The 13,235-nt window shown below is 35.8% G+C and carries 15 protein-coding genes; 9 read left to right on the top strand and 6 right to left on the bottom strand.

Annotated elements, in window-relative coordinates; translation table 11 throughout:
• The first annotated feature begins 2 nt into the window (after positions 1-2).
• The 5 genes from N2Z72_07210 to murB are packed head-to-tail and all read left to right on the top strand — an operon-like array spanning position 3 to position 3,020.
• Positions 3-308, top strand: coding sequence for a hypothetical protein (locus tag N2Z72_07210; protein MCX7697464.1), 306 nt, complete (start codon positions 3-5; stop codon positions 306-308).
• Positions 305-889 carry a TetR/AcrR family transcriptional regulator gene (locus N2Z72_07205; GenBank protein MCX7697463.1) on the top strand — a complete coding sequence of 195 codons (585 nt, stop codon included), beginning with the start codon at positions 305-307 and terminating at the stop codon, positions 887-889. The genes N2Z72_07210 and N2Z72_07205 overlap by 4 nt, the downstream gene beginning before the upstream one ends.
• Entirely contained in the window at positions 889-1,599 is a 711-nt protein-coding gene (locus N2Z72_07200) for an SDR family oxidoreductase (protein ID MCX7697462.1), read from the top strand. The genes N2Z72_07205 and N2Z72_07200 overlap by 1 nt, the downstream gene beginning before the upstream one ends.
• On the top strand, positions 1,592-2,020 hold the full coding sequence (locus N2Z72_07195) for a SoxR reducing system RseC family protein (protein MCX7697461.1): 429 nt from the start codon (positions 1,592-1,594) through the stop codon (positions 2,018-2,020). Before N2Z72_07200 ends, N2Z72_07195 begins: the two co-directional genes overlap by 8 nt.
• On the top strand, positions 2,004-3,020 hold the full coding sequence (gene murB, locus N2Z72_07190) for a UDP-N-acetylmuramate dehydrogenase (GenBank protein ID MCX7697460.1): 1,017 nt from the start codon (positions 2,004-2,006) through the stop codon (positions 3,018-3,020). The genes N2Z72_07195 and murB overlap by 17 nt, the downstream gene beginning before the upstream one ends.
• On the opposite strand, the gene N2Z72_07185 is transcribed toward murB, so the two are convergent.
• Both N2Z72_07185 and N2Z72_07180 read right to left on the bottom strand, forming a co-directional pair.
• Positions 3,012-3,875, bottom strand: a complete 864-nt coding sequence (locus N2Z72_07185) for an RNA polymerase sigma factor RpoD/SigA (GenBank protein ID MCX7697459.1) — start codon at positions 3,873-3,875, stop codon at positions 3,012-3,014. The two genes, murB and N2Z72_07185, sit on opposite strands and share 9 nt — an antisense overlap.
• Before the next feature lie 71 nt (positions 3,876-3,946).
• Entirely contained in the window at positions 3,947-5,392 is a 1,446-nt protein-coding gene (locus tag N2Z72_07180) for a Do family serine endopeptidase (GenBank protein MCX7697458.1), read from the bottom strand.
• 99 nt (positions 5,393-5,491) lie between these two features.
• On the opposite strand from N2Z72_07180, the gene N2Z72_07175 reads away from it, so the two are divergent.
• From N2Z72_07175 to mltG, 3 genes are read left to right on the top strand one after another with little or no spacing between them, the layout of a single operon-like run.
• Positions 5,492-6,211 carry a hypothetical protein gene (locus tag N2Z72_07175; GenBank protein ID MCX7697457.1) on the top strand — a complete coding sequence of 240 codons (720 nt, stop codon included), beginning with the start codon at positions 5,492-5,494 and terminating at the stop codon, positions 6,209-6,211.
• Positions 6,212-6,213: 2 nt separating this feature from the next.
• A complete protein-coding gene (dapF, locus tag N2Z72_07170; GenBank protein MCX7697456.1) occupies positions 6,214-7,011 on the top strand; it encodes a diaminopimelate epimerase in 798 nt (265 codons plus the stop codon).
• Complete coding sequence (mltG, locus tag N2Z72_07165) at positions 7,008-8,027, top strand: endolytic transglycosylase MltG (GenBank protein MCX7697455.1); 1,020 nt, start codon at positions 7,008-7,010, stop codon at positions 8,025-8,027. Before dapF ends, mltG begins: the two co-directional genes overlap by 4 nt.
• A 3-nt stretch (positions 8,028-8,030) precedes the next feature.
• Here mltG and N2Z72_07160 read toward each other — a convergent pair whose 3' ends face one another.
• The 3 genes from N2Z72_07160 to N2Z72_07150 are packed head-to-tail and all read right to left on the bottom strand — an operon-like array spanning position 8,031 to position 10,438.
• Complete coding sequence (locus tag N2Z72_07160) at positions 8,031-9,476, bottom strand: redoxin domain-containing protein (GenBank protein MCX7697454.1); 1,446 nt, start codon at positions 9,474-9,476, stop codon at positions 8,031-8,033.
• A complete protein-coding gene (gene coaD / locus N2Z72_07155) occupies positions 9,473-9,958 on the bottom strand; it encodes a pantetheine-phosphate adenylyltransferase (GenBank protein MCX7697453.1) in 486 nt (161 codons plus the stop codon). The genes N2Z72_07160 and coaD overlap by 4 nt, the downstream gene beginning before the upstream one ends.
• Positions 9,959-9,970: 12 nt before the next feature.
• Positions 9,971-10,438 carry a PaaI family thioesterase gene (locus tag N2Z72_07150; protein ID MCX7697452.1) on the bottom strand — a complete coding sequence of 156 codons (468 nt, stop codon included), beginning with the start codon at positions 10,436-10,438 and terminating at the stop codon, positions 9,971-9,973.
• Positions 10,439-10,499: 61 nt separating this feature from the next.
• Here N2Z72_07150 and N2Z72_07145 point away from each other — a divergent pair, with 61 nt between their 5' ends.
• A complete protein-coding gene (locus N2Z72_07145; protein ID MCX7697451.1) occupies positions 10,500-11,693 on the top strand; it encodes an aminotransferase class I/II-fold pyridoxal phosphate-dependent enzyme in 1,194 nt (397 codons plus the stop codon).
• Here the strand turns inward: N2Z72_07145 and N2Z72_07140 are convergent.
• The coding region (locus tag N2Z72_07140; protein MCX7697450.1) for a C10 family peptidase at positions 11,677-13,235 on the bottom strand (1,559 nt) is incomplete at its 5' end. The two genes, N2Z72_07145 and N2Z72_07140, sit on opposite strands and share 17 nt — an antisense overlap.

The following is a 13,235-nucleotide window of genomic DNA, read 5'->3' as shown; positions in this document are numbered from 1 at the left end:
ATATGAAAATTTTGTATGTTGCATGCAACGTTGTTGCAAGATCAGAAATAGAACAAATATTGGAAAAGATAGGGAATGTCCGTTATGATCTTATTCCTCAAGTATTGTTTTACTCAGCCAAGCTAAATCCACGATTAGACACATCCATTTGGCCAGGATATAATGTTTCATTTCTTATTTTTGAGGCTGACGATGAAAAAATTCGTCAGCTTATTCAGGAAATTTCGAGCTATAACCAGCAATGTGCGTTTGAAGAGGAAAAAGTAGAAGTATATGAAATCGATGCAAAGGAGGTAGTGAGCACATGAAAAAAGCGAAATCTTATAAAAACAAAGAATATTACTTAGAAGTAGCAAGGAAAGTTTTTTTTTCTTTAGGTTATAAAAAAACATCGCTTGCAGATATAGCCCAAGCTGCTCGACGTGCAAAGACTGGCATATATTACTATTTTCGCAGTAAGAGTGATATTTTTCAAAATATTATAGAACAAGAAGCTAAGAAGGTTATAAAAGATCTGGAACAAAAACTTTCGGTGATAGATGATCCGATTGAAAAGGTTAAATTTTATTTTCAGTTTAGACTTAATCATTTGAAAGAAGCTACATCGTATTATGCTTTTTTAAAAAAAGACGTTCTAGAACATCTGCCTTTGATTGAAAAAATCAGAGAGAGATACGAAAAAATAGAAAAGGAAATTTTATCTTCCATTCTCAGCCAGGGCATAAAACAAGGTGTTTTTAAAGATTTTGATGTGGAGAAAGTAACGGAAGCATTGGCAAAATTGATCAGAGGAATAGAAATTCCTCATTTTATTGAAGATCTACATTTTAGTATGGAGCAAGAGATGATGATTTTAATTGATATTTTTGTAGCCGGATTGAGGAAATAATGAAAAATATTTTTTTAATCACAGGATGTTCGCGAGGGATTGGATTGGCTTTGGTAGAGCGTGCTTTGTCTGAGTCAGAGAACATGGTTTTCGGTGTAAGTCGATCCCATCCTCCTCAAGAATTAGCACAATTAGCTAGTAAAAATAGTTCCGAATGGATATGGATTCAAGCAGATTTAAGTACAGAAGATGGTAGAAAGAAAGTTGCCGACGTTATTTCTAAGAAAAACGTAGGCTTGACTCATGTCTTACATAATGCAGCTACAATTATTTGTAAGCAGTGGTTTGAGTACACCTACGAAGATTATCGAACTGTGTTTGATGTTAATTTTTGGTCTCCTTTGCATCTGACTCAATTGATTTTACCTTACTTACTTGAAAATTCCCATGTCGTTTTCATAAGTAGTATGGGAGGTTTTCAAGGAAGTAAAAAATTTCCAGGTATGGCGTTATACACAGCTTCTAAAGCTGCAATAGTAAATTTGGTAGAATCTTTGTCTGTTGAGCTCGCCCAGAAGGGTATTAAAGTCAATAGTTTATGCCCTGGTGCTGTCGACACTGATATGCTTCATCAGGCTTTTCCAGCTTATCAAGCAAAAATTACTCCCCACAAAATAGGTGATTTCATTTATTATTTTCTTAAAAACGCCCATCAAGTAATTAATGGGAAAATCATACCTGTGTCTTTAAATGATCCTGACGATGAATAATGAAGTTTGTAAGTCGGGTGTGATAAAATATGTTGACTCGGAAAAAGTGGTGGTTTCCCTAATCAGAACTGAGGCTTGTGGTACCTGTCAGGTGAAAAATGCTTGTCATAACATGAATGGAAATGTTCAGGATATAGAAATACCAATACAAGCCCCCGTTAATTATAAAACGGGTGATAAGGTAGAGGTAGTTATCTCAGAAGGGAAGGCATTGCTGGCTGTCGTTTTGTCTTTTATTATACCTGTGGTGCTCTTATTGTTGTTTTTTTTCCTCTTGCAACACTTTTATTTTAATGAGGGTATGTCCGCGTTAATAGCAGTTGGCATTACAACAGTATATTATTTATTTTTATACTTTGTAAGGTCAGGATTGAAGAAAACATTTCATTTTACTATACGAAAGAATGATTCGGTTGAATGATGTAGATTTAAAGGAATACACGACTTTTCGTGTTTCTTCCAGAGCACGAGAATTAATAATCCTTGAAAATGAACAAGAATTACCTGACGTACTCGAAAAAACGTTCGATCGCTGGATGGTTTTGGGAAAAGGAAGTAATGTTCTTTTTGTTGGTGATTATGATGGTACGATCGTTCATTTTAAAACGAATTCTTATACGGTAGAGGCTGAATTAGACGAAGAGGTTTTAGTTAGTGTAGATGCAGGTTATGATTGGGATAAATGGGTTTTGACCTCGCTGTATTCTGGATGGTATGGTCTTGAAAATCTTTCTTTCATTCCTGGTACTGTTGGGGCAGCACCAATTCAGAACATTGGTGCCTACGGCGTAGAAGTAGGACCTTTTATTCATAAGGTTAGATTTTTCGACGTATACTCAAAATCATTTAAGGAACTGAATAGTCATGAACTTGTATTTTCCTACAGGCAAAGTATTTTTCAGCAACATCCCGAGTGGATCATAACAAAAGTTGTTTTCCGACTGAACAAAAATTTTCATCCCAATTTGGACTATCCTTCCTTGAAATCTTTTTTATTACGTAGGAACATCGTCAAGCCAGAACCGATGGATGTTAGAAATACAGTAATAGAGATTAGGAAAAATAAATTGCCAGATCCCGACGTGTTAGGTAATGCTGGAAGTTTTTTTAAAAACCCAATGGTTGATAGAAGTAAATTTGAACAGCTTAAGGAAAGACACCCTGATTTACAGGGTTTTGTCGACGATAGGCTAAACCAAGTGAAAATTTCTGCTGCATGGCTTATTGAAAAAGCAGGATTAAAAGGCTATACGATGGGAAGAGCTAAAATTCATCAGGATCAACCCTTAGTGATTGTAAATTTGGGCGAAGCTACAGGAAGCGAAATACTTTCACTTGGAAAATTTATACAAGAAAAAATTTTCACAATGTTTCAGGTAGAATTGGAACCTGAAGTTAGAATTATTGGAGACTTAGCCTAGATATGTTTTAAGAATTTTGCTTCGTTGATTTTGCTTAAGCCTTTTAATTGCACGTTCTTTAATTTGGCGGACTCCCTCTTTGGTGATTTTCATTTTTACAGCAATTTCCTCAAGAGTATGAGCATGAGTATAGTCAATTCCGTAAAACATTTTAATTACCGTCTTTTCTTTTTCTGTTAAGGTAGAAAGGGCCCGTTCAATATCAAGTTTTAAACTTTCTTCATCGAGACTTTGATCAGTTTTGGCATAATCTTGGCTTTCCATGAGATCAATCATGGTAGTTTCTTCATCTTCAGGCAATGGAGCGTCGACAGAAACATGTTTACCACTTAAACGAATTGTTTCTGCGACTCTTTCTTCGGGCATTTTAAGGTATTCAGCAAGTTCAGAAATTGAAGGACTTCGTTCGAAAGCTTGTTCAAGATAAGAAGCTTCTTTAATGAGCTTGTTGAGTGAACTTACTTGATTAAGTGGTATGCGGACGATTCGTGATTGTTCCGCTAGAGCTTGAAGAATAGATTGGCGAATCCACCAAACAGCATAAGAAATGAACTTAAAACCTCTGGTTTCATCAAATTTATAAGCTGCTTTAATTAGGCCAATGTTACCTTCATTAATAAGATCTTGTAAACTTAAACCCTGATTTTGATATTGCTTTGCTACGGAGACTACAAATCTAAGATTTGCTCTAACAAGTCTGTTTAAAGCTTGTATATCTCCTTGTCGGATACGTTGTGCAAGTTGAACTTCTTCTTCGACAGAAAGAAGTTCTTCTTTCCCTATCTCTTGTAAATAAAGATCTATGCTCGTAGCGTCGCGGTTGGTAATGGAACGTGATATTTTTAATTGTCTCATGGCAGGGTGGCTTTATATTACATTAAACGATAAAAAGTGAAAAAAGTTTAATAGAAAAGTAATGATATATATTATAATCCAAAACCGTAATATGCTCTCATTCCATTTGGATAAACTCCTTCAATAAAGATACCGCCAGATCGAGAAAGTGATTGTTCGAGATCCTCGAGTGTTATGATATCTTTTTGATTAATTTTAGTAATAATAAATCCTTCTTTAATGCCAATACGTTTGAGAATGCCATCCTTGAGTTTTGTAATCTGAATGCCATGATTGAGTCTTAGTTTCTTAAGCTCTTCTTGAGATGCTGGTTCAAATGTGGCTCCAAGCAATGAAATGGAGTTGACAGCATTTTTGTTGAGATATGAAGTTTGACCTGTACGGTTTTTAAGGGTAACACTTTTTTGAAGAATTTTGTTTCCCCGTGATATCGTCACGTTGATTCGATCACCTGGTCTTTTTTCGGCTATAATTTCCAGAAATTGAGATGTATTATTTATTTGGACAGAATCGACCTGCAGAATAACGTCACCAGCATCTATACCAGCATCATAAGCGGCACCATCAGGAAAAACTTCTTGGATGTATACACCTTGTGTGCTAGAAAGTCCGAATTTTTTAGCTAATTCGGCGTTGACTTCGACAATAGAGGCACCAAAATATGCTCGTTGAACGACGCCGTATTCCATCAAATCTTGGGCAATTTTTCTTGCGATGTTCGATGGAATAGCAAAAGAATAACCAGCGTATGCACCTGTAGGAGTGGCAATAGCAGTAATAATTCCTATAAGTTCTCCGTTGGGATTTACTAGGGCTCCACCACTGTTGCCTGGATTAACAGCAGCATCAGTCTGAATGAATGATTCAATAGCAGAAGCGGATTTTAAAATGTTAATATTGCGAGCTTTAGCACTGACAATACCGGCTGTTACGGTAGATGTAAGATTAAAAGGATTACCTACAGCTAAAACCCATTGACCAACTTTCACATGGTCCGAATTGCCGAACGTAAGGAATGGAAGATTGGTGGCATCAATCTTTAGTAAAGCCAGGTCTGTATTGGGATCTGAACCTATTAGTCGAGCCTCAAATTCTCTCTTATCATTGAGTGTGACAAGAATTTTTTCAGCATTATTGATGACATGGTGATTGGTAAGAATGTATCCATCATTGGTTATGATGACTCCACTACCAGTACCCTGAGCGGGAAACTCTCTCTGTAATTTGGGTGATATGTCAAAATAATCAAAAAAAGGTGAGAAAAAGTCATCTTGAAACGTAAATGTCTTTGTAAATGATGTTTTAATGTGTACAACAGCAGGCAAAGCAATTTCGGCTGCATAAGTGAAATCTGGTAATGTAGAAATTCTGCTTTCTTCTGAATATTGTACCGGTTGAACAGGAATGCTGGGATTTAAAGCTGGAATTTTACTTTGATGTGTAAAAATATGATATGCGATGAATCCACCAATGAAGCCAGCCAATATACTGAATGCAATAAATTTGACTGCTTTCATAGTGATAATTTTTTCTCATTAACGATTTCATTGGTATTTTATTACAAAAATTGTGAAAATGATATTTTTGTAGAAAAAAATGACATTTTGTCGTGATGTATGAAAAAGGGTAGATTCTGGGCTGGCCTAGTGCTCGGGATAGCATTGGTTTTATCAGCCGAATTCTTGTATTTGCTGATTGTGGAAGAGAAAAACATGGTAATCGAACTTATCCCGCGTTTTTATATGATTGAAAACAAGTCTCATCCATCGGGTAATTTTATTAAGCCTGTTGCAAAAGATAGCTTAAGATATGATCAGGATTCACTTCTCATTTTGGCAAAAAACATAAAAGTCGATTCCGCCTTCTATTGGGAAATGTGGCAAAGAATCATTTCCAATCCCGCATATAGAGAAATGGACTCCGGATGGATCGACTCTCTCATCAAAATGGAATATGTAAAATTGAAAATAGCATCACAGGATACTTTTCACATTCTTCAAGAAAAGTTGATTGAGAGAGAAAAAGTTGAAACTCCCACGCTGGTTCTAGATGTCAAAAGTTCTCAAGATACACTAGTAAAAATCATTAAAGATCCTGTCAGGAATGCTACTTATCTGGAATTTTGGCAATCACCTTTTAATTTGACGGGCTATAAGTATATTCCACCAATTTTAATGCTGTATGGAATTCAGAAAAATTATGTGAACAAAATGTTTTTCTTTGAAAATGGAATCTTACTTAAGATAAGTAACCAGTGGGTTTACGTAAAACCTTCACCTCAATTTAGAAATTTCGATCTGCCTTTTCAAGCAAATTGGCTTAATGAAATTCAATAATCATGACGATTAGACTTATCAAAGCTCATGGGGCAGGAAATGATTTTATTTTGTTGGATGATAGGAATAATTGCATTTGGTGGGATGAAAAAACAATTAAAAAACTTTGTGATAGGCATAAGGGTGTTGGTGCAGATGGGTTGATTGTAATAAGACCATCAGAAGTAGCAGATTTTAAGATGGAATATTTCAATTCTGATGGTAGTCGTGCTATTATGTGCGCGAATGGAGCACGATGCGCAGTAGCTTTTGCCCATTATTACCGATTATTTAATGGACAAAGGTGTTCATTCGAGACCGATGACGGACTTCATGAAGGATTTTTGAGAGCAATTACTTTTCCAGAGTATCAAATAGAGGTTGATATTTATATTCATTCCTCCATACGGGAGATTGATTCGAATTCATGGTTAATAGATACTGGTGTTCCTCACATAATTTTGAGGGTTGAGGATGTTTCTAAAGTGAACATTAAAGAAGAAGCTTTGAAGTATCGTTTTAGAGAGGATTTGGCACCAGGTGGTGTAAATGTCAATTTTGTTGACATTCAGTTCGACAAAATAAGAATACGTACTTATGAGCGGGGTGTGGAAGGGGAAACCCTTTCGTGTGGGACGGGTGTATCAGCTGCTGCATGGCTTGCTCATGAACTTGGGTGGTATTCTGAGAACCAAATAAGGATTCATGCACCTGGAGGAGAATTTGAAGTAACTTGCTTTCCCACAAAACTCATGCTTAAGGGTCCTGTAGAATTGGTTGGAATGATTGAATTATTTGAAAGTGAAAGCAATAACCTATGAAAAGATATTACTTGTTATTTCTTGTTTTTCTTTTGATGGGGTTTGTTTTTTATGCTTATTATATCGTTTTTATTAGTTCTGCTGTTGACGTCGAAGAAAAAAAAATCGTTTACGTTTATCCTGGCCAAGATTATTCATCCATTCGAGATACTCTCATTAAAAAATGTCATTTAAAGCATGTGCAAATTTTTGATTTGGTTGCTAAATACAAAAAATTTTCTGCTAGGATCAAAGTAGGTAGGTATGCGATTCGTAATGGAATGAGCATTAATGAGCTTATAAACATGTTTGTGTCAGGTAATCAAGAACCATTTCAATTTACTATACCAATCTTTAGAACCAATGAAGACTTAGTTGCTAAAATTGGTCATAAATTTCTTTTTGGTAAGGATTCATTATTGCTGATGTTAAGGAATGATACTTTTTGTACAAGATTGGGTTTCACGACTGAAAACATCCGTGTTATTTTTTTGCCATTTACCTATGAATTTTATTGGACGATATCCGTGAAAGCTTTTTTCGAGAGGTTAAGAAAAGAATTTTTTCAATTTTGGAATCAAGAAAGAACTAACAAAGCCAAAGCAATTGGTTTAAGTCCTGTGGAAGTTATGATTTTGGCATCTATTGTTGATGCAGAAACATCACAAACCGATGAAATGGCCAAAATTGCTGGCGTTTATATCAATCGCCTTCACAAAGGAATGAAACTTGAAGCTGATCCAACTGTCGTTTATGCTTGGGGAGATTTTTCAATGAAACGTGTTTTAAAGAGACATTTAGAGATTAATAGTCCGTACAACACATATTTGAATTACGGATTACCACCAGGACCTATTCGTCAGCCTTCATTTTCAGCTATTGAAGCTGTATTAAACTATGAGAAACATGATTATTTGTTTTTCTGTGCTCGTGAAGATTTTTCGGGTTATCACCGCTTTGCTAGAACAGCTGCAGAACATGCCGTCAATGCAAGAAAATATCAACAAGCTCTTAAACAGGTGCTTAAAAAGAAATAATCCTTATTTATTTTTCTTTTCAAAAAATTTATTCAGATACAATTCAAAACCATCACCTGGACATGGGGCAGCGTGACGAATAATTTTACCGTCTTTATCGATGAACATGCATTGTGGGTAAGATTTGACCGAAAGTTGTTCAAGGGCTAAATAATCGTCATTAAAATGGTAAAAATTGAGATTTAATTTTTTATCCTTTGCAAAAAAGTGTACGGTAATAGGTTCCAAATCGACACTAACGGGTATGACTTGTAAACTATCTTGCCATTTTTTTTGTATAGCTTCAGCTGCTTTCAAGTGTTGCAAACATGCTTTGCTCCAAGTAACAAAGAATATGAAATAATTGTATTTTCCCAATAATGAATCATTCGTAAATGGTTTTTTGTTGAGTGACATAAACTTAAAAGGTGGTAGGTCTTTACCTTCGTTGTAGCGTGTAAGCATAAAAATAAGGTTTTGAATAATACGAGTATGAATATCAAACCTCGTTAATTTAGCTTGAAGCTTAAGGAGTTTTAATACGGAATCCTGCTTGAAATAAAGGCCAGGGGAAGTATACCATTTTTTTGAATTAAGTATGAGAACCATCTCCCTGATGATCTCATTTTTTAAAAGAGTATCTCGGCCAATCGAATCTAACAAAGCAAGATAATTTACTTTTTTGTTAACGTGCTTGTCGAGATCAGAAAAACGTACTTTTTTGGATTCATTGACTAAGTAATCTTCAAACATATTAGAAAAGAAATCCATATAGGCAGGGTGGTTATAGAGGAAGGGTTTGTTGTACAGAAATTCAGTGTAAAGAGATTTTTTATTGTATATACGTGAAACAAGATAGAGATTTGCAATGGTATAAGTAAGAAAATTTTTGAAATAGGGGTTAGCATATGAACTGTATTTATAGATTAGTGAATCAGCGATTTTTTTGACATCTGAAGGTTGAGAATGCTTGAATGAATAATTGTATTTTAGATCTCTTCCTGCTGATAAAATTTGTTCGACGTATTTTTCGTAATCCATCTGAAGTGAAGCTATCAAAATGTTAATGTCTGTATCTGGAATATTTTCAATTTGTAGAGATAATTCAATTTTTGAGTGTATAGGAATGTGAATCCGCAAGGGGTCTCGGTAATAGAAACTATCTAATTTTATTTGATAGTTTTTGTTAGCTTCTATAAAAAAATAAATGGTTTGAAAATACATGATACGAAAAAAAACCATCTTGACTTCGTTCTGAAAAAGTTGAACAGAAAAAGAAAAATTTCCCAACGAGTCGATGGTGCAGATACCTAGCAATTTTTCCTTAAAAGAAATCAAGTCTTCGTATTCATATAGACGGATTTGCAAGCCTTCACCCCCTGGGGCATATCCTTCGATGGTAGTTTTTGCCCCATGCAAATGCGATATAATCAAGAATGAGAAAATAATCAGGTTGAAAAGTTTTTTCATTTCTCTTCCTTATATGTCTGAATTAAATGAACAATTTTTGCTGGGACAAATTGTGATATATCACCTCCGCTGCGGTGAATTTCCCTAACAACACCTGAATTGATGGATGTATGTTCGGGTTTTGTAAGAATAAAAAGGACTTCCACTTCAGGGGAAAGCATACGGTTGACTTGAGCAATTCTTCGTTCGTATTCAAAGTCTTCTGAGGTTCGTAAACCACGTAAAATATAACGTGCGTTTTTTTGTTTGCAAAAATCCACTGTCAGTCCGTTGTAATAGTCTACTTCAATTTTAGGTTCGTCTTCGAAAACGATCTTAAGCCACTCTAGGCGCTTTTTTAACGGAAAATATGTTTTTTTCTCCGGATTATTGCCTATGGCTACGTATATTTTATCAAAGAGGGGCAGAAACTGACGAATGGTTGCTTCATGGCCAATTGTGATGGGATCAAACGTACCTGGAAAAACGGCTATTCTATCCATGTTAAATAAATTTCATTCGAAAAAAGCTTCTATTCCTGGGTAATAAAATTTTTTCTTAGCAAATTCGAAAGGATATACAAAATAGGTAAAAATTCCAGTGGTACACAATTCTTCTTGAGAATATAACTCAACTTGGATGACGGCTCTGGGATTTTCAAAATATTTTAATGTGGCTTTAAGAACAATGGGATGCTTGATCGGCACAGGTTTTTTGTATTCTATTTCCATATGTTGTGTAACTCCTGAGGAGCCTACTTTGACAAATACCACCCAGCTGGCAATTTCATCCATCAAGGAGGCTTGTATGCCTCCGTGAAGAATATGGTACCACCCCTGATAATGTGAATGAGGCGTCCATTTACTTATGACATAATCTCCATCCAAGTGGAATTGCATTTTTAAGCCCATCGGATTCGTTGGTGAGCAGCCAAAACAGTTATATCCGCTTAGTTCAACAAAAGGATTTCGAATAAATTTCATGTTGTTTTTTTACAAAGGTACATAATTTGAATCCATGTAAAATTGTAGTTTTGTTGAAAAAATGGATGCAGCAAAATTCAAAGTTGATACCCAGCTCATTCACGGAGCTGAGCTAGATGATACCTTTGGTAGTGCTGTCACACCTATTTATCAGACATCAACTTTTCGATTTAGAGATGCCCAGCATGGTGCTGACCTTTTTGCTGGCAAAGAAAAAGGTTTTATATATACTAGAATTGGAAATCCAACTATAGAGACTTTTGAGCGACAGATGGCTTTGCTTGAAAAGGGTTATGGTGGAATTGCTTGCAGTTCTGGTATGGGAGCTGTTTCAACTGTCATGCTGAGTTTGTTATCGCAAGGCGATCATTTTGTAAGCACTTCAGCTTTATATGGTGCTTCTCGTGTTTTAATGGAAAGTTATCTTTCTAGGTGGGGAATTGAAGGCACTTTTGTAAATACTTCACAATTGGATGCTATCGAACAAGCTATTCGACCTAACACAAAGCTCATATATCTTGAAACCCCAGCAAATCCAACAATGGAAATAAGTGATATTGAAGCAATATCAGAAATCACTAGAAAGAAAAAATTGATTTTGGTGGTCGATAATACTTTTTGCAGCCCAATTTTACAAACACCTTTGGAACTTGGTGCTGATGTGGTGTTACACTCTTTAACCAAATATATTAATGGTCATGCCGATGTGGTGGGAGGAGTTATCGTAACAAAGACCCAAGAACTCTATGAAAAACTTCGAAAAACTATGGTAACTCTCGGTTTTAATATGGATCCTCATCAAGCTTTTTTAATCATCCGTGGCTTAAAAACTCTTAAATTACGCATGGAAAAAGCACAAGAAAATGCCATCAAAATTGCCGAATATCTTAACAATCACCCCAAAGTTGAAAAAGTTATGTATCCAGGTTTGACCTCACATCCACAGTATGAACTAGCCAGAAAGCAAATGAAAGGCCCCGGAAGTATGATTAGCTTTGAATTAAAAGGAGGCTACGAGGCTGGTGTTCAACTCATGAACTCTGTGAAGCTTATTTTGCTTGCTGTGTCGTTAGGAGGGGTAGAAAGTCTAATACAACATCCTGCTTCGATGACCCATGCATCTGTTTCTCCTGAAGCCAAAAAAGCTGCCTTTATCACCGATGGCTTAGTGCGCCTTTCAGTAGGTATTGAAGATGTGGACGACCTAATTTCTGACCTCGATCAAGCACTTTCAGTAGTTAACGTGCAATCATAATTTTTGTATCCCACCTAAAATTTTCATTTTCTAGGCGCATAAAATAAACTCCTGGTTTCAGGTTAGAAGGGAAACTATAATGAGATTCAGGAGAATTTATATGGAGAAAGAAATTGCCTGTTGTTCTTCCTGTAACATCACAAATGTAAAGTTGATATGGTCCTGAAGGAAGGTTCTTCAAAAAAACTTCAATTGTTTGATGGTCACTAAACCAATAGCGTATGGACCAAGGTTCTTTTTCATTCATTCCAGCGAAGGAAGCAGAATAATATATCAGAAAACCATCCTTGTTAACTGCATCATTTGTTTTAAAGATGAGGTTTAATTGTGGGTAAGGAAAATAAAAAATTTGGTTTTGCATGTAGCCAGAAAAAGTTTCTAATAGAATATTCTCAGGATATTTATATACAGACAAAATATCGCTAGGATAATCTAGATTAAAATTAATGAAATGCAAGAAAATTCCATCTGCTCCAATAGGTTTGAGAATCCAACGACATCTAGTATTTTCTCGATATGGGTAAGATCCACTTCCATCGGAAATATAGCCACTTTCTTGGGTAAGAATATTATTCGTTGTACAAAAAAGTGGAGAAGAACAATAGTAGTCAATGTGAAAGCCTTTATCTGTTACGCTGCTATTGGATGTGAAAGTAACATACAATTTTTGAGTTGGGATGAAGATGTGGGATGGCATGGAATTACCGCTGTAAGTGGCAAAAAGAGGAGCATTTGCGTCTGAACCTTTGTAAATGGTCAAAATATCGTTGGCCGATTCGGTAGCAAAATAGGCAGGATAGAGATCTATTCCCGTGAGAGTATCATTAGGATCAATGAGCCAGCTACATTGTAAATTATTACCATAATTAGAAAAAGGGAATCCTACCTGTAGACTCCCCGATTTTTCCTGCATGGAATAGTGAGCACAACTTCCAGTATTATATTGGCTGGCCGGGTAACAATTAAAAATCGCTTGCTGTCCTAAACTAAAATTACTAGCAGGGTTCAAATTGTTAATAGCATAGTATCCATTAAAATAACCACTCCACCCCCAGTTGAAATGAAATAAATTCATTTCGTCGTAGCCATCGCAAACAAAAGCATGACCTGAAGTTGTATCAAATCCTGCATAAGGAATGGGGCGAAAAGCATTTAGTTCTGTTTTAAGCTTGTTAATCCACCCGTTGTCTGAATAATAGTCCTTATAGTCTAGATATATGCTTGAATGATAACCAAAATAGGTTTTCATAGCTTCAACCACATCGTCCATGTATGCTCCTGAACCATGTGGACTGTAATTCATGTTAACCGATACACCACAGTGGAAAAGGAGTTTAGCTACCATCAAATTTTCACCTTGCAGTTTATAAGGCATTTCTTCGTACTTGTATTGATGTTGATTGAAATTTATTGAAAGTGTACCGTAAGGGCTTTGATAGCTATGAAAACCAGTGGGTTGTGTAGGATATCGGTAATAATACATAATCATTCCCATCATCGTAGCAACACAACCCGCATAGACACTGTCTCTTATACACATCT

It is taken from the genome of Bacteroidales bacterium, from assembly GCA_026418905.1.
GTDB lineage: Bacteria > Bacteroidota > Bacteroidia > Bacteroidales > DTU049 > JAOAAK01.
The sequence above is the reverse complement of the archived record's forward strand: the minus strand, read 5'-3'. Positions and strand labels throughout refer to the sequence as shown.

What these genes read in the sequence shown, in the direction of transcription:
- N2Z72_07160 (MCX7697454.1), bottom strand. Translation starts at nt 9,476, where the DNA reads ATGAAAAAACTTTTCAACCTGATTATTTTCTCATTCTTGATTATATCG.
- dapF (MCX7697456.1), top strand. Translation starts at nt 6,214, where the DNA reads ATGACGATTAGACTTATCAAAGCTCATGGGGCAGGAAATGATTTTATT.
- N2Z72_07145 (MCX7697451.1), top strand. Translation starts at nt 10,500, where the DNA reads ATGGATGCAGCAAAATTCAAAGTTGATACCCAGCTCATTCACGGAGCT.
- murB (MCX7697460.1), top strand. Translation starts at nt 2,004, where the DNA reads ATGATTCGGTTGAATGATGTAGATTTAAAGGAATACACGACTTTTCGT.
- mltG (MCX7697455.1), top strand. Translation starts at nt 7,008, where the DNA reads ATGAAAAGATATTACTTGTTATTTCTTGTTTTTCTTTTGATGGGGTTT.
- N2Z72_07200 (MCX7697462.1), top strand. Translation starts at nt 889, where the DNA reads ATGAAAAATATTTTTTTAATCACAGGATGTTCGCGAGGGATTGGATTG.
- N2Z72_07210 (MCX7697464.1), top strand. Translation starts at nt 3, where the DNA reads ATGAAAATTTTGTATGTTGCATGCAACGTTGTTGCAAGATCAGAAATA.
- N2Z72_07205 (MCX7697463.1), top strand. Translation starts at nt 305, where the DNA reads ATGAAAAAAGCGAAATCTTATAAAAACAAAGAATATTACTTAGAAGTA.
- N2Z72_07185 (MCX7697459.1), bottom strand. Translation starts at nt 3,875, where the DNA reads ATGAGACAATTAAAAATATCACGTTCCATTACCAACCGCGACGCTACG.
- N2Z72_07175 (MCX7697457.1), top strand. Translation starts at nt 5,492, where the DNA reads ATGAAAAAGGGTAGATTCTGGGCTGGCCTAGTGCTCGGGATAGCATTG.
- coaD (MCX7697453.1), bottom strand. Translation starts at nt 9,958, where the DNA reads ATGGATAGAATAGCCGTTTTTCCAGGTACGTTTGATCCCATCACAATT.
- N2Z72_07180 (MCX7697458.1), bottom strand. Translation starts at nt 5,392, where the DNA reads ATGAAAGCAGTCAAATTTATTGCATTCAGTATATTGGCTGGCTTCATT.
- N2Z72_07150 (MCX7697452.1), bottom strand. Translation starts at nt 10,438, where the DNA reads ATGAAATTTATTCGAAATCCTTTTGTTGAACTAAGCGGATATAACTGT.
- N2Z72_07195 (MCX7697461.1), top strand. Translation starts at nt 1,592, where the DNA reads ATGAATAATGAAGTTTGTAAGTCGGGTGTGATAAAATATGTTGACTCG.